A 14,787-nucleotide genomic window follows, 5' to 3' on the forward strand; every position below is an offset into this window, starting at 1 on the left:
CTTCGAAGGGTATCGACTCACTTTCGGCGACCGCATGGCGGTCTCGCCCATTGGACTAGACCACCGCGAGGGAGCGCCGTCACCTGGAGGAGCGGCGGGAGCGCAGCGACCAGAGCGGGGGAAGCTGGCGGCATCTGGCGACCGAGCCGGCCTCACGGAGTGAGGCCAGTCAGTTCGCCTTGGACACCGCCGCCAGCAGCTCCGGGAGGCGGGGGAAGCCGATCTTGCCTGCGAGGCGTCTGCCGAGCACCTCGATCAGCAGGCCGTAGAAGGGCGCGAGCACCGACACCCACATCAGCCCGAACGCCAGCGGCAGCACGATCGGCAGCGACATCAGCGCGATCCCGAGCATCGCCCCGATCGACGACGCGAACGCCTGACCGCCCTGGCCGGGCGCGGCGCCGCTGAAGGCGTTCATCCGCTCGGGCAGCGTGTACGGGATCGTCACGCTGGTCACCGAGCCGACCCCGAGCCCGACGCCGAGGGCGCCCAGCCCGGTCAGGAACGCCGGCACGACGGCCTCCTGGCTGCCGGTGAGGAACGCCGCCACCACCGCCACGAGCAGCAGCAGCGGCGCGGCGACCAGGATGTTGGCCAGGTGGCGGCCCGCCAGGTCACGGCGCAGGTCCTCCTCCGAGCCGAAGGCCACGGCGTTCATCCACAGGGAACGCCCGTCGATGCCGAACGCGTTGCCCGACTGCAACGAGATCATCAGCGCGCCCATTCCGGTGATCAGCACCGGCAGCACCGCCCCCGCCTGCCCGCCGGTGCTGTTGTTCAGCGAGAACGCCAGGACGACGGTCACCACGACCGACGAGAACCAGCCCACGCGGAACCTCGGCTCCCGCCTGATGTACTTCAGCTCCTTGGTCACCACGGCCGCCAGCGGCCCGTCGGGCAGGAGCCGGTCGGCCAGGCCGCGCTCCCGGCGGACGGAGGCCGCCTGCGTCGAGGCGTCCGGCGAGACCAGGGCCCGGCCGAGCGCCTTGATCCACAGCCAGGCGACCACCACGACCAGCACCGCGACGGCGGCCAGCTCCGCCACGCCGACCAGGCCGCCGTCGGCCATGGCGTGCGCGGCCATGCCCGGGGGCGTCCAGCGCAGGACGCCGGCCAGCCGGTGGAGGATCGCGGCGGGGTCGCCGAGACCGCGGTTCATCAGCAGGTTGGGCAGCTGGGCCAGCAGCACCACGAACAGGGCGGCCACGGCCAGCACGTCACGCCCGCGCCGGCTGCGCAGCGCCCCGGACAGCGCGGTGGTGATCAGCCGCGAGGTGACCACGCAGAGCGCGAACTGCAGCAGCACCGCGGGCACGCCGAGCAGCACGCCCCCGATGCCCGTGGGCAGCCCGACCAGCGCGCCGGCCGTGACGACCAGCATCGCCAGCGGCCACGCGCCCGTCGCGGACGCGGTGAACAGCCCGACGGCCAGCTCGCGCGTACGCAGCGGGAACAGCGACAGCCGCGCCGGGTCGAGCGTGTCGTCGAGCCCGAACGCCAGCAGCGGCACGATCATCCAGCTCACCAGGAAGAACGCGAACGCGACGATCACCAGCTCGGCGGCGACGTCGGAGGGCGCCAGCCTGAGCAGGCTCATCAGCAGGAACCCGAGCACGGCCAGGCCGGCCGCGGCGAGCAGGGTGAAGACGAAGCCGAGCTTGCGCTGCACGTCGCCGCGCAGGTTGCCGGCCATCAGGCGCAGCTTGAGCCGCGCGAACAGCGCGGCCGTCGCCATGGGCGACCCCGTGACGGCGGACGCCCCGGCGGCTCTGTCCGGGACGGCCCCGCCGGGGCTCCCCGGAGCCTTCCCGGCGGCGCTCACGGCGTGTCCTGGGGCGCGGCGGCGGCCGGGGGCACGGTCGGGGGCATGGCCGGGGGTGCGGCCGGGGGCATGGCCGGGGGTGCGGTCGGGGGCTGGTTGCCGGGGCGGGCGCCGAGCCAGCTCAGCCCGGCCTCGCCGTGAGCGCGGGAGGCGCCGCCGACCAGCCGCATGAACGCCTCGTTGAGGCTGGAGCCGCCGCGCACCTGCTCCAGCGGCCCCTGGGCGACGATGTGGCCGCCGCTCATCACCGACACCCAGTCGCACAGCCGCTCGACGAGGTCCATGACGTGGCTGGAGAAGATGACCGTCGAGCCGGAGGCGGTGAAACGCCGCAGCACCTCGGTCAGGGTGTTGGAGCTGACCGGGTCGACCCCCTCGAACGGCTCGTCGAGGAAGAGCACGGACGGGTTGTGCAGCAGCGCGGCGGCCAGCCCGATCTTCTTGCGCATGCCGGTGGAGTAGTCGACGACGAGCTTGTCGGCGGCCCCGGTCAGGTCCATGACGTCGAGCAGCTCGCCCGCGCGCTGTTCGACGTCGGCCTTGGGGATGCCGCGCAGCCGGCCGTTGTAGAGCAGCAGCTCGCGGCCCGACAGCCGCTCGAACAGCCGCAGCCCCTCGGGCAGCACGCCGATGCGCGCCTTGACGGCGACCGGGTCGCGCCAGACGTCGAACCCGTCGATCGCGGCCTGGCCGCCGTCGGGCCGCAGCAGGCCCGTGATCATGCTCAGCGTGGTGGTCTTGCCGGCCCCGTTGGGACCGACCAGGCCCGCGAAGCTGCCCGCCGGGACCACGAGGTCGACCCCGGCCACCGCGACCTGCGCGCCGTAGCGCTTGTACAGGCCGTGGGAGCGAACCGCATCCGTCATGGATCCACTCTAGGAGGACGGGTTAGCCTAACGCGCATGAGCGCAGCCGCCGATCCCATGCCGGAGATGCCGGACATCCACACCACCGCGGGCAAGATCGCCGACCTGGAGCGAAGACTCGACGAGGCCGTGCACGCCGGCTCGTCGTCGGCGGTGGACAAACAGCACGCCAAGGGCAAGATGACCGCGCGCGAGCGGGTGCTCGCGCTGCTCGACGAGGGCTCGTTCGTGGAGTTCGACGAGTTCGCCCGCCACCGGTCCACGATGTTCGGGCTGGAGAAGCGGCGTCCGTACGGCGACGGCGTCATCACCGGCCACGGCACGATCGACGGCCGCCAGGTCTGCGTGTTCTCCCAGGACGTCACGGTCTTCGGCGGCTCCCTCGGCGAGGTGTACGGCGAGAAGATCGTCAAGGTGATCGACCTGGCGCTCAAGACCGGCTGCCCGATCATCGGCATCAACGAGGGCGGCGGCGCGCGCATCCAGGAGGGCGTGGTCGCGCTCGGCCTCTACGCGGAGATCTTCAAGCGGAACGTGCACGCCTCCGGCGTGATCCCGCAGATCTCGCTCATCATGGGCGCCGCGGCGGGCGGACACGTCTACTCGCCCGCCCTGACCGACTTCGTGGTGATGGTGGACCAGACGTCCCACATGTTCATCACGGGCCCCGACGTGATCAAGACGGTGACCGGCGAGGAGGTCACGTTCGAGGAGCTGGGCGGGGCCCGCGCGCACAACACGAAGTCGGGCGTGGCCCACTACCAGGCCGCCGACGAGGAGGACGCCCTCGACTACGTCAAGGCGCTGCTGTCCTACCTGCCCTCCAACAACCTGGACGAGCCACCGGCCTTCGCCGCCGCCGCCGACCTGGAGCCCGACCCCGAGCTCGACCTGGTGATCCCCGACTCCCCCAACCAGCCGTACGACATGCACCAGGTGATCGAGCACGTGCTCGACGACGGGGAGTTCCTGGAGGTCCACGCGCTGTTCGCGCCGAACATCGTGGTCGGCTACGGCCGCGTGGACGGCCAGCCGGTCGGGGTCGTCGCCAACCAACCGATGCATTTCGCCGGATGTCTGGATATCGACGCCTCCGAGAAGGCCGCCAGATTTATTCGAACTTGTGATGCCTTTAATATTCCGATCCTGACTTTTGTTGATGTACCGGGATTCCTCCCCGGCACCGATCAGGAATGGAACGGAATCATCCGCCGCGGCGCCAAGCTCCTGTACGCCTACGCCGAGGCCACGGTCCCGCTGGTCACGGTCATCACCCGCAAGGCGTACGGCGGCGCGTACGACGTCATGGGCTCCAAGCACCTCGGCGCGGACGTCAACCTCGCCTGGCCCACCGCCCAGATCGCGGTCATGGGCGCGCAGGGCGCGGTCAACATCCTCTACCGGCGCGAACTGGCGGCCTCCGACGACCCCGACGCCGAGCGCGCCCGGCTCGTCACCGAGTACGAGGACACTTTGGCCAATCCGTACATCGCGGCCGAACGCGGCTATGTGGACTCGGTGATTCGGCCGTCCGAAACCCGGCCGCAAGTTGTCCGGGCACTTCGCGCGTTGCGTAACAAGAGAGCCTCGCTGCCGCCGAAGAAGCATGGGAACATTCCTCTATGAGCGACCACCTGCGCATAGTCCGCGGCGACGCCACGCCCGAGGAGATCGCGGCCGTGGTGGCCGTGCTCGCCACGCGGCGGAGCTCGTACGCCGAACCCGAGAGACCCCGTAGACAAACATGGCGAAACCCCGCCAGAGGTATGCGTAACCCTGGCCTGCCGGGGAAGGCGGCTTGGCGGATGAGCGCACTACCCTAGATAGATCCCGGGAATCGGGTGTCAAGTTCCCCGGGAGTTGGGACTATCTAGAGAAAGTAGGCGTATATAGTCAGCCGATCAACTAACACCGCGGCCTGGAGGACGACATGGCCATCCCAGACCTCATGCCGCATCCTGTGGCAGCCAAGTACGCCGTCCTAGTGGATGTCGGTTATCTCTACGCTGCGGCAGGTGAGGTGCTGCTCGGCGCGAAGGAACGCAAGGAATATCGGGTGGCCGCCGATGAGCTCATCCAGAGTCTACAGAAACATGCAGAGGAACGTATTTCCGGCGAACTTCTGCGGATCTATTGGTATGACGCCGCCCGCGACCGTGTGCCGACCGTCGATCAGCGTGTCATCGCCCAGCTTCCATGGGTCAAGGTGCGCCTCGGCAACCTCAACGCCCGCGGCCAGCAGAAGGGCGTCGACGCGCAGATCAGGAGCGACCTGGAGGCGCTCGCCCGGCATCACGCGGTGACCGACACGATCCTGCTGGCGGGCGATGAGGACATGGTTCCGGCGGTCGAGGCGGCGCAGGCTTACGGCGTGCGCATCCACCTGTGGGGCGTCGAGCCGCCCTACGGCACCAACCAGGCCGAGCGCCTGGTGTGGGAGTCCGACACGGTGGAAGTGATCTCCGCCGATTTCCTGAGACCGTTTTTCAGTCGCGCTCCGCAGCCGGTCGCCGTCACCCCGCCCGTCACGGCTCCCTCGCCCGCCCAGGTGTTCGCCGGGCGCGCGCCGGTCAAGCCGCACGCCAAGCCCGGCCAGGTCGCCAAGCTGGGGCCCAGCCGTCCGCGCGTGGAGGACGTCGGCGAGCACGTCGCCCAGAAGTGGATACTCACCCGCGGCCGCGACAACATCCGCGACCTGCTGCCCGGCCCGATCCTGCCGACGGTGATCGACACCGAGCTGCTGATCGAGGCGGAGAAGGAGCTCGGGCACTCGCTGCGGCCTTACCCGGAGGCCCGGGTCTGGCTGCGCGACGGGTTCTGGGCGCGCGTCTACCGCGAGTTCGACCTGGGGGTGGGGGTCTCCTCCAAGTAGAGCAGCGTCTCGGCGACCGCCGTGCGGGCGTAGAGCACGTACCGGCCGGTGCGGTGCGCGGTGCACAGGCCGGCCTTGCGCAGCGCCGTCAGGTGCTGGTTGACGCCGGGCTCAGAGAGCCCGGCGCGCTGGGCGAGGTCACGCGTCGAGGCGGGCTGGTCCAGCTCGGCCAGCAGCCGGGCGCGCGTCCTGCCGAGCACGGCGGCCAGCGCCTCGGGCGGGTCCACCTCGCGGCGCTCCCAGAGCGTCGCGATGCCGCGCGGCGCGTAGCGCACAGTCGGCTGGTACGGCGGCGTCGTGACCGACAGGACCCGCGGCCAGGCGAACACGCACGGCACCAGCAGCAGCCCGAGCCCTCTCAGTGACCGGCGGCCGGACACGTACCGGTGCTCCAGCCGCAGCGTGCCGTCGTCCCAGGTGACGGTGTCGTCGAGGTCGGCCAGCATGCGCTGGGCGCCGCCCTCGGCCAGCAGCCGGGCGCGGTGCAGGATCTCGCCCTCCAGCAGCGACCTGATCCGCGGCCAGTACGGCGCCATCGCCGCCTCCCAGTAACCGGCCACCTCGGTGGCCAGGCGTTCGAGGCCCTGCTCCGGGTCGTCGTAGAGGGCCTGCACCCGTTTCGTCCGGGGACCGCCGATGTGGTCCAGATCCGTGCGCACCCGGGCGGCCGCGCCCCGCATCGTGGCGAGTTCCAGCTCCAGGTCCGGCATGGACGTCGAGGGCGGGGTGCAGGTGAAGCCCGCGATGGAGATGGTCGGCACCGGGACCAGGTCGGACAGCAGCCGCCAGTCCACGTCCTGGAGGCGGCGGCGCACCTGGTCGGCCCAGGGACGCAGGAGCGGGTGCGCGGCCGGGTTCTTCACCACCCGTGCGCTGGCCACGACCTCGCCGAGCGGGGAGACGGCGAAGCGGATGTTGGCGAGGTCGTGGGCGGTGAACGTCAGGTCGAGGGTCATTGAATTTGCTTGTCACTTAATCGATAGCGGCCTTGCCCGACATTTCAGCATCCTGCCGACATGTCAGCAACCTTGGTGGAAGCTCCTCTCTTGCGGCTTCGCGCGTTCCGCAACCTGTTCGTCGCCGGCGCGGTCAGCCAGCTCGGCAGCCAGATCACCTACGTCGCCCTCCCCCTGCTCGCCGTGACCGCCCTCGGGGCGGGCGCGGGCGAGGTCGGGCTGCTCTCGGCGCTCGCCACGCTCACGGCCCTGGTGATCGGACTGCCCGCCGGGGCGTGGGTGGACCGCGTCCGGCGGCGCCGCCTGATGATCGCGATGGACGCCGCACGGGCCGTGGCGCTGCTGTCGGTGCCGGCGGCCTGGTGGGCCGGGACGTTGTCCATGGCGCAGCTCTACGTGGTGACGGTGCTCGTGGGGGCCGGGTCGCTGCTGTTCGACGTGGCGTCCATGAGCATCGTGCCGGGGCTGGTCGGGCGCGAACGGCTGACGTCGGCCAACTCGCTGCTGGTGGGCACGGCCGCGGGCATGGACGTCGCCGGGCGCAGCCTCGCCGGGGTGCTGGCCCAGGTCGTGGGCGCGCCGCTGGCCGTGCTGCTGGACGCGCTGAGCTACCTGTGGTCGGCGGCCTGGCTGCGCGGCGTCCCCGAACCGGCCCTTGCCGGGGACGGCTCGCCGGAGGCAGCCGAGTCCCTGCGGGCCCGGATCGCGGCGGGCGTGCGATTCATCCTCGGCAACCGGGTGCTGGTCGCGGCCCTGGTCCAGGGCACGATGGCGAACCTGGCGTTCCCGCTCTGCTCGGTCCTGCTGCCGGTGCTCATCGTCGGGCGGCTCGGCTATCCGGAGTGGGTGTTCGGGGCGTACCTGGCGGTGGGCGGGCTCGGTGTGCTCGCCGGGTCGTCGTCGGCCCATCTGCTCGGCCGGCGCTTCGGGACGGGCCGCGCGGTGTGGCTGGTCAGTCTGGCCACCGCCCCGGCCGCGCTGGTGATCCCGCTCCTCGACGCCGGGCCGTGGTTGTGGGCCGCGACGGCGGCGTGGTTCGTGCTGACGTTCCGTACCGGGGTGAACAACGTGCTGCTGGTCAGCATGCGGCAGCGGGTCACGCCGGACCACCTGCTCGGCCGGATGACGGCCACCATGCGGCTGCTGCTGATGGGCGCGGTCGGCCTCGGCGGGCTGCTGGCCGGGCTGCTCGGCGAGGTGTGGGGGGTGCGCGCGCCGCTCTGGGCGGGTGCGGTGATCATGGCCGTGAGCTGGCTGCCGATCCACTTCTCAGCCCTTCGCCGATCAGGTCCGAATACCGCCGATCGGCCGTACTGACCTGCTGACCTGCGTTTTCATGATGAGGTCCGATTTCCGCCGGTCGGCACCCGCGGCCCGCGCATAGTCTCGGGGGCATGTCACCCCTAGAGCTCGACTTCGACTCCTGTTACCGGGCGGTCTCCGCCAGGGACTCCCGGTTCGACGGGCGCTTCTACACCGCGGTGACGACCACGCGCATCTACTGCCGGCCGATCTGCCCGGCGCGTACCCCCTCCTCCAGGAACGTGCGCTTCTACCGGCACGCGGCCTCGGCCGAGGCGGCCGGGTTCCGGCCGTGCAAACGCTGCCGTCCCGAGCTGTCGCCCGGCGATCCCGGCTGGGACCTGCGCGGCGACCTCATCGGCCGGGCCCTGCGGCTGATCGACGACGGAGCCGCCGACGAGCGCGGCGTGGCCGGGCTCGCCCGCCGGCTGCACATCACCGAACGCCACCTGCACCGGCTGTTCGTGGCCGAGCTGGGCGTCGGGCCGCTGGCCGTGGCCCGCACCAAGCGGCTCCTGCTGGCCAAGCAGCTGCTGACGGAGACCGGGCTGCCGGTCACCGAGGTGGCGTTCGCGGCCGGGTTCGGCAGCGTGCGGCAGTTCAACGCCACGATGCGGGAGACGTACGGCTTCACGCCCAGCGAGCTGCGCGCCACGGCCGGACGTCCGGCGGCGCCGCCCGAGCCCGAGGCCGCCGGGCCGGTCACGCTGAGGCTGCGGCTGCACCGCCGCGAGCCGTACGACGTGGCGGGTGTGTTCGGGTTCCTGACCTCCCGCGCCATCCCCGGCCTTGAGGTCGCGGGCCCGGAGTCGTACTCCAGGGCCGTGCCGGGCGGGACGATCACGCTCACCCCCCGGCCGGACCACATCGCGCTCGACGTGGCCCTGGCCGACACCCGGCAGCTCGCCCGCATCGTCGCCCGCTGCCGCCGCCTGCTCGACCTGGACGCCGACCCCGACGCCATCGCCGAGGCGCTCGGCCAGACCTCGCTGGCCCCGCTCGTCGAGGCCCGGCCCGGACTGCGGGTGCCGGGCACGTTCGACGGCTTCGAGCTGGCCGTACGCGCGGTGGTCGGCCAGCAGATCTCGGTCGCCGGAGCCCGTACGCTGCTCGGCCGCATCGTCGCCAGGACCGGCGGCCCGCTCTTCCCCACCGCGGCCGAGCTGCGGGAGGCCGACCTGACGGGCCTCGGCCTGACCAACCGCAGGATCGCCACCCTCGCCGACCTGGCGGGCCGGGTCGCCGACGGCGACATCGACCTCGACGGCGGCCAGGACCCGGCCGAGGCCGGGTCCGAGCTGCTGAAGGTGCCCGGCATCGGCCCCTGGACGGCCAGCTACATCGCGCTGCGCGCGCTGCGCGACCCCGACGCCTGGCCCACGGGCGACCTCGTGCTGAACAAGCGCATGGCCGCCCTGGGCATCCCCGACGACCACATCGAACGGTGGCGGCCCTGGCGGGCCTACGCCGCCCTGCACCTCTGGAGCTCTTCATGATCACCGCCCAGGTCCTGCCGACGCCGATCGGCTCGCTCTCGCTGCTCACCCGCGAGGGCGTCCTCGTCGCGGGCGGCTTCACGGCCGACCCGGCGGAGATGTTCGTCCGCCTCACCCCGGCCCTGCAGGCGGAGGGTCTCGACGTGGTGGACGACCTCGGCGCCCCCGCCGAAGCCGTCCGGGCCTACTTCGACGGCGACCTCGACGCCCTGGACGCCGTCCCGGTCTCGCAGCCCGGCTCCCCCACCCGCAAGCGCCTGCACGAAGCGCTGCGCGAGGTCCGCGCGGGGACGACGGTCTCGTACGCCGAGCTGGCCCAGGCCGCCGGCCTCCCCCGTACCGCCGCCCGCGCCGCCGGCTCCGCCTGCGCCCAGAACCTCATCGCCCCCTTCGTCCCCTGCCACCGCGTCCTGCCCAGCACGGGCGGCTACGGCGGCTACTACTACGGCGTCCCGGTCAAGGAATGGCTCCTCGCCCACGAAAGCGGACAAAAGCCGATCTCCTAGCCGAGCCGGGTGGCGGGGTTGGCGGCATAGAATGGGGCTCATGCGACGTTAGACGGCGTAGGCATCATTTGCATACGCTTGCTAATCGTTGACACGAGCACGAGGAGGGGGTTCACATGCCTCTGGCCGACGACGCCGTGGAGGCGCGTGCCCAGGGGTGGCGCACCCTCGCCGCCCTGCACGCGAAGATCGAGGACAGGCTGGAGAAGGCGCTGCAGAAGGCGCACGGCCTGAGCGTGAGCGAGTACACGGTGCTCGACGCCCTGGCCCGCCAGGACGGCTGGCACATGCGCATGCAGCAGCTCGCCCGCGCGGTCGTGCTCAGCCAGAGCGCCACGACCCGGCTGGTCACCCGGCTGGAGAAGCGCGGCCTGCTCAAGCGCTACCTGTGCGAGGACGACCGGCGCGGCATCTACTCCGAGGTCACCCCCGACGGCCGCGATCTGCTGACCGCGGCGGGCCCGACGCACGACACCGTGCTGAAGGAGGTGCTGGCGGAGGCGGCCGAGCAGCCCGAGCTGGCACCGCTGGCCGCGGTGATCGCCTAGGCCCGCCCGGCCGCGGTTGATCGCCCAGGCCCGCCGGCACCGGTGATCGCCCCGCTCGGCTCCTTACGGCTTCACGTTGCTCTGGATCTCGCCGACCGGCACGTCCCGGGTCGCCCCCGCCTCGACCGGCGCGAACTGGAACGGCACCGCGTCACCCGTCGTCTCCACCGGCCACGACGTGGTGACGGTGAGCCGGTACGCCTCGCGCGGCTGGTCGATGGAGGCCCGCAGGTAACGCACGCCGCAGGTGAACGCGGCCCCCTTGGCGTACGGACGTCCGGCCGCCCCGCAGCCCTCCTCGTGCACCTCCGCCCGCTCCTTCGTAGTGCCCGGGTCGATCTTGATGCTCTTCAGCGTGGCCACCACGGTCACGCTCATGACGCCCGGGATCTCCGCGGTCACCGATCTGCGCCGCTCGCCCAGGCCCTCCAGCCAGACCCAGGTGGGCAGGTTGACGAAGCTCTTGGCGTCGGGGCTCAGCCTGATCGTGGGCTCGGGCACGGTCAGGGACGCCCTGGCGATCTCGGCGAGCTCCCGGATCGTGATCCCGGCGGGCGGTGTCGTGCCCGGCGGCACGAACACGAACGGGTCGAGCGCCGCGAAGCAGACCTGGCCCTTCGGGTCGGAGGCGTCGTACGCCGGGCCCCACCAGCGTCCGTCCTTGCCGACCTTGTCCTTGAACTGCTTGAGGAACTCCTGGAAGCCCTCCTCGGACGCGTCCTTGGTGTACCTGAACCAGTAGTCGCGCAGGGCCTCCTGCGACTTCAGCATCTCGGCGCCTGTCATGCCGGGCTCGTACCAGCAGGGGCGTTTAAGGACGTATCCGTCAGTGTTGCCGCCCTTGGCGCCGTTGCCGGAGATGACGATCCGAGAGTTGCGCAGCTCGATCCCTCTGGTCCGGCCGTGCTCGATGGGGCTGCCGGCCGTCTCGCCGGGGTCGTCGAGCTGGCCCAGCAGCATCAGGGCCGCGGTGGCCAGCGAGATCACGCGGTTCATCGCGCGCATCCTTCCTTGTCATAGAGGAATTCCCGGATCCGCCACACGCCGTCGTCGCCGCGGTGCGCGAGGGCCCTCTGGAGGTAGGGGGCGCGCATGATGGAGGGCTGGGGCGAGACGGCCTCGCCGCTGCTCGCGCTGACCACGCGTGCCTTCGACTCGTCCACGCAGGTGTCGATCTGCGCGCCCTTGTCCAGCACCTTCGTGACCCGCAGGCCGTACAGTCTGGCGACGCCCTGCACCCTTCTGTCCTCCTCGGTGTACCGGCGTACTCCGTCATACGCCTGGCGCACCGCCTGGAGTTCGAGATCCAGATCCTTCAGGTATCGATCGCTTCCCGAGACCATCACCTTGCGGGAGGCGAGGTACCAGTCGGTGATGACGCGCATGAGCGGGTCGCGCCGGGCGGGCCAGTCGATGTCGACCCGCAGCTTCCCGCCGCCGACCTCGACCGTCTCGACGCCGGGCGCGTCCGCGGAGGGCCGCGCCGAGCCTCCCGTCGTGGGCGCCGCCGCCGAGGCGGTCCCTGACGGGCCCGGCTGCGGTGTGTACGGCCGCTCGGCCTGCCCGCACCCCGCCACCAGCAGGACGAGCGCGATCACCGTCATACGTCTCATGCGGACGACTCCCTCACCACGTGGATGCGCCACGAGGGCAGCAGTTCCTCGATCAACGCCTCGGTCTCCGGGGCCATCCCGCCGCCGTACGGGTGGGAGGCGGCCCTGCGGGTCAGGACCTCGACCACGGCCCGCATGCGGACGGCGTCCCCGGTGGCGTGGGTGGCCCGCAGCAGGTCGCGCCAGAGCCCCTCGTCGTCGGTGGCCAGCAGCAACGCCGCCCGGACGGCCGCCACCGCCGCGTCCGGCTCGTCCTGGGCCAGCCGCAGCTCACACAGCCGGTGGGCCGCGTCGGCCACGCCGGCCGCGACGTCGTACTCCAGGTCGTCGGCCGCCAGCCAGGCGTACCGGCCGGACGGGCGGTTGGCCAAAAGCGGGCCGCGTACCAGGCCGAGCGCCTTCTCCAGCAGGACGGTGCGGGCCGTCGGGTCGTGCTGGGAGCGGCGGACCAGCTCGCGGAACAGGGCCCAGTCCGTACGGACCTCGGGGCCGAGCCTGAGCCGCCCGGCCTCGTCGACGTGCAGGTGCTCGGGGCCGAGCCAGTCGGCGACGCGGGCGATGGTGGCGTCCCTGACCATGGTCTGGACCCCGCGCGGCCACAACACGCCACCGAGCACGACGGGATGCACGCCGCCGGGGTGCGTGGCCAGGTAGATCAGCAGCTCGGTGGCCAGCGCCATGCGGCCCTCTTCGAGGGGCGCGAGCCCGGCGATCTCGATCGGGCCGAGCATCCTGATCTCGACGGCGGGCGGGTGCAGGCCCTCCAGCGGCTCGGCCTCGGGGTAGGCCTCGCCGTCGAGCCGTCCGGCGGTGCGGAAGAGGTCGATCAGCGCCTTGTAGTGGCGGCGCGGCAGGAGCTGGGCCTCGACCTCGAAGCCCAGCTCGGCGATGCGCGCCTTGCCGTCGTCGCCGATCTCCAGCGTCCAGGTGGCGTGCGGGACGTCGCCGGCCAGGACGTACCCGGCGGTGTCCCGGCGGGCCAGCAGCGCCAGGCGGCGGGCCTCCTCGTGCGTGGGCGCCACGGCCGACAGCAGGTAGTGGGCCTCGCGCGGGCTGCCGGAGACGCGTCCGGTCAGCACCTCCCGGCGCGGCGCGGCGGTCGCCTCCAGCTCGGGCAGCACCTCGGCCAGGCCGCCGACGGCCCTGATCCGGTCGGGGGCGATCGCGGTCAGCTCCTCGCCGAACCCGACAAGCGTGATGCGCATGCGGTCGGACCAGCGGTTGGTGGCCAGCTCGACGGCGAGCGCGGCCAGCGCCGCGGTGGTCTGCGGGCCGCGGACGTTGATCAGGCCCTGCGCGGCCTCCAGGTCGATCAGCACCCGGCCGCTCGCGTCCGTGCCGATCGAGACCAGCCCCGGGTACGGCGCGCCGCCCAGCTGCTCCTCCAGCAGGCGGCCTTCGTGGGCGGGCAGGCGCCAGACCTGGCCGCCGTCCTGGGCCGTCCACGGCTCGGGCGGGTCGTCGTCCGGCGGGTGGATCCACAGGTCGAGCGTGCGCGGGGACAGGTGGGCGCCGTAGACGGTGGGCGGGGTGCGGTGCTGGGCGGCCAGCTCGGCGCCGAGCAGCCGCAGCCCGATGTCGAGGATGCGCGCGCCCGGCGCGTCGCCGCCCAGCCTGAGCGCGACCTCGGCCTGGGCGGCGTCGTCGCGCGGCCGGACGATCCGGCGCCCGAACACCCTGCGCCACAACTGCTCCCGCCGCCGCCTGGCCAGCAGGGCCAGCAGCCCGGCGGCGGCCAGCGACGCTCCGGCCAGGTAGTCGATCAGGTCGAGGCTCTGGGCCTCCCTGATGGTGATCTCGGGCTGGTCCTGCCGGACGTCGGGCTTGCGGTGCCTGGCCTGGTCCTTGTCGCTCTTCTCGGCGGCCCTGCCCTCCGTGCCCTCCGTGGCCTTCTTGGCGGCGTGGTGCCGGGCGTCGGGCTGGGCGCGGGTGTGGGCCACGCCTGGGTGCTCGCGCAGCGTCTGCTCGCGGGACTGGCCGGCGGGGACGATGTGCACGTTCCTGGCGTCGTCCGGCATGTCGAGCACCCAGCCGGGCCTGATCAGGTCGGCCATGCGCAGGCGGGTGCCGTCCGGCTGCTCCTTGGCCTGGTTGAGTCGGTAAATTTCGGGATATCGGCGGCCGTCTCCCAGGCACTTCTCCGCGATCTCCCACAGGCTCTCGTGGTGCCTCCCGTGCGGGGGCTGCACGACGTACACCTTCTTGGTCTTGTGGGTCTCCAGCGTCTGCTCGACGATCGGCGCGGAGTAGGCGACCGCGGTGACCGGCGGCGCGGCGGGCGGCGCGGCCATCCGCGCGATGGGCGCGATCATGGCCCCGGCCGTGAACAGCAGCAGCACCGCGCCGACGAGCTTGTTGGCCAGCGCCTGCGTGCCGCCCGACAGCGGTACGCGGGCAGGCATCCCGACTCTTCGGACACCGGCGTACACCTCGACCAGCACGCACACGAAGAGCTGGAACCAGGCCAGCCACACCAGCAGCACCAGGACGGCCTGGATCGTGCTCGGCCCGGCCTCGGCGGTGAAGAACCGCAGATCGAGCATCTCGGACGTGACCGGCGGCCCGGCGAACCTGAGCAGCGCGTACGGCACCCCGCCCACCAACGCCACCAGCGCCACCAGCGCCGCGAGCCCGGCGAGCACGTCGCCGAAGGTCCGCCTGGCCGGGATGCGCGCAGGCGGCCGCCTGGGCTGGTGCCGCCCCGGGGGGCGCGCCGGCTCTCGCGTCGGCTCTCGCGTCGGCATCGCCGCTCCCTTCTTCCGTCCAGCGTCCTGCCTCGTGCGTTGCCCCGGCCACCGAGTGGCGG

At 72.2% G+C, this 14,787-nt stretch carries 13 protein-coding genes; 7 read left to right on the top strand and 6 right to left on the bottom strand.

The window, feature by feature from the left end; translation table 11 throughout:
• Nucleotides 1-169 precede the first annotated feature (169 nt).
• Together ACFYUV_RS14765 and ACFYUV_RS14770 are read right to left on the bottom strand one after the other, a co-directional pair.
• A complete protein-coding gene (locus ACFYUV_RS14765; protein ID WP_387668921.1) occupies nucleotides 170-1,822 on the bottom strand; it encodes a hypothetical protein in 1,653 nt (550 codons plus the stop codon).
• Nucleotides 1,819-2,688 carry an ABC transporter ATP-binding protein gene (locus ACFYUV_RS14770; protein ID WP_387668924.1) on the bottom strand — a complete coding sequence of 290 codons (870 nt, stop codon included), beginning with the start codon at nucleotides 2,686-2,688 and terminating at the stop codon, nucleotides 1,819-1,821. Before ACFYUV_RS14770 ends, ACFYUV_RS14765 begins: the two co-directional genes overlap by 4 nt.
• A gap of 36 nt (nucleotides 2,689-2,724) precedes the next feature.
• Here ACFYUV_RS14770 and ACFYUV_RS14775 point away from each other — a divergent pair, with 36 nt between their 5' ends.
• The 3 genes from ACFYUV_RS14775 to ACFYUV_RS14785 all read left to right on the top strand — a co-directional run bounded on the left by ACFYUV_RS14775 (nucleotide 2,725) and on the right by ACFYUV_RS14785 (nucleotide 5,560).
• The gene (locus tag ACFYUV_RS14775; protein ID WP_364325929.1) at nucleotides 2,725-4,314 is read left to right on the top strand and encodes an acyl-CoA carboxylase subunit beta; all 1,590 of its coding nucleotides are present in this window, start codon (nucleotides 2,725-2,727) and stop codon (nucleotides 4,312-4,314) included.
• Nucleotides 4,311-4,511 carry an acyl-CoA carboxylase subunit epsilon gene (locus ACFYUV_RS14780; protein WP_352361841.1) on the top strand — a complete coding sequence of 67 codons (201 nt, stop codon included), beginning with the start codon at nucleotides 4,311-4,313 and terminating at the stop codon, nucleotides 4,509-4,511. The genes ACFYUV_RS14775 and ACFYUV_RS14780 overlap by 4 nt, the downstream gene beginning before the upstream one ends.
• Before the next feature lie 107 nt (nucleotides 4,512-4,618).
• Nucleotides 4,619-5,560, top strand: coding sequence for an NYN domain-containing protein (locus ACFYUV_RS14785; RefSeq protein ID WP_352361843.1), 942 nt, complete (start codon nucleotides 4,619-4,621; stop codon nucleotides 5,558-5,560).
• On the opposite strand, the gene ACFYUV_RS14790 is transcribed toward ACFYUV_RS14785, so the two are convergent.
• The gene (locus ACFYUV_RS14790) at nucleotides 5,518-6,516 is read right to left on the bottom strand and encodes a DUF5937 family protein (protein WP_387668929.1); all 999 of its coding nucleotides are present in this window, start codon (nucleotides 6,514-6,516) and stop codon (nucleotides 5,518-5,520) included. The genes ACFYUV_RS14785 and ACFYUV_RS14790 overlap by 43 nt on opposite strands.
• Nucleotides 6,517-6,606: 90 nt before the next feature.
• Here ACFYUV_RS14790 and ACFYUV_RS14795 point away from each other — a divergent pair, with 90 nt between their 5' ends.
• The 4 genes from ACFYUV_RS14795 to ACFYUV_RS14810 all read left to right on the top strand — a co-directional run bounded on the left by ACFYUV_RS14795 (nucleotide 6,607) and on the right by ACFYUV_RS14810 (nucleotide 10,368).
• Entirely contained in the window at nucleotides 6,607-7,833 is a 1,227-nt protein-coding gene (locus tag ACFYUV_RS14795) for an MFS transporter (RefSeq protein WP_387668931.1), read from the top strand.
• 77 nt (nucleotides 7,834-7,910) lie between these two features.
• Complete coding sequence (locus ACFYUV_RS14800) at nucleotides 7,911-9,314, top strand: AlkA N-terminal domain-containing protein (RefSeq protein WP_358282535.1); 1,404 nt, start codon at nucleotides 7,911-7,913, stop codon at nucleotides 9,312-9,314.
• Nucleotides 9,311-9,820 (top strand): methylated-DNA--[protein]-cysteine S-methyltransferase, encoded by a 510-nt coding sequence (locus ACFYUV_RS14805; RefSeq protein WP_387668934.1) that lies wholly within the window; start codon nucleotides 9,311-9,313, stop codon nucleotides 9,818-9,820. The genes ACFYUV_RS14800 and ACFYUV_RS14805 overlap by 4 nt, the downstream gene beginning before the upstream one ends.
• 116 nt (nucleotides 9,821-9,936) lie before the next feature.
• Complete coding sequence (locus ACFYUV_RS14810; protein ID WP_352361855.1) at nucleotides 9,937-10,368, top strand: MarR family transcriptional regulator; 432 nt, start codon at nucleotides 9,937-9,939, stop codon at nucleotides 10,366-10,368.
• A gap of 63 nt (nucleotides 10,369-10,431) precedes the next feature.
• Here ACFYUV_RS14810 and ACFYUV_RS14815 read toward each other — a convergent pair whose 3' ends face one another.
• The 3 genes from ACFYUV_RS14815 to ACFYUV_RS14825 are packed head-to-tail and all read right to left on the bottom strand — an operon-like array spanning nucleotide 10,432 to nucleotide 14,725.
• Nucleotides 10,432-11,364 (bottom strand): hypothetical protein, encoded by a 933-nt coding sequence (locus ACFYUV_RS14815; RefSeq protein ID WP_387668937.1) that lies wholly within the window; start codon nucleotides 11,362-11,364, stop codon nucleotides 10,432-10,434.
• Nucleotides 11,361-11,981 carry a hypothetical protein gene (locus ACFYUV_RS14820; RefSeq protein ID WP_387668939.1) on the bottom strand — a complete coding sequence of 207 codons (621 nt, stop codon included), beginning with the start codon at nucleotides 11,979-11,981 and terminating at the stop codon, nucleotides 11,361-11,363. Before ACFYUV_RS14820 ends, ACFYUV_RS14815 begins: the two co-directional genes overlap by 4 nt.
• Nucleotides 11,978-14,725 (bottom strand): BTAD domain-containing putative transcriptional regulator, encoded by a 2,748-nt coding sequence (locus tag ACFYUV_RS14825; protein WP_387668942.1) that lies wholly within the window; start codon nucleotides 14,723-14,725, stop codon nucleotides 11,978-11,980. Before ACFYUV_RS14825 ends, ACFYUV_RS14820 begins: the two co-directional genes overlap by 4 nt.
• Nucleotides 14,726-14,787 lie beyond the last annotated feature (62 nt).

This window comes from Nonomuraea sp. NPDC003560, assembly GCF_042878785.1.
Classification (GTDB): domain Bacteria; phylum Actinomycetota; class Actinomycetes; order Streptosporangiales; family Streptosporangiaceae; genus Nonomuraea.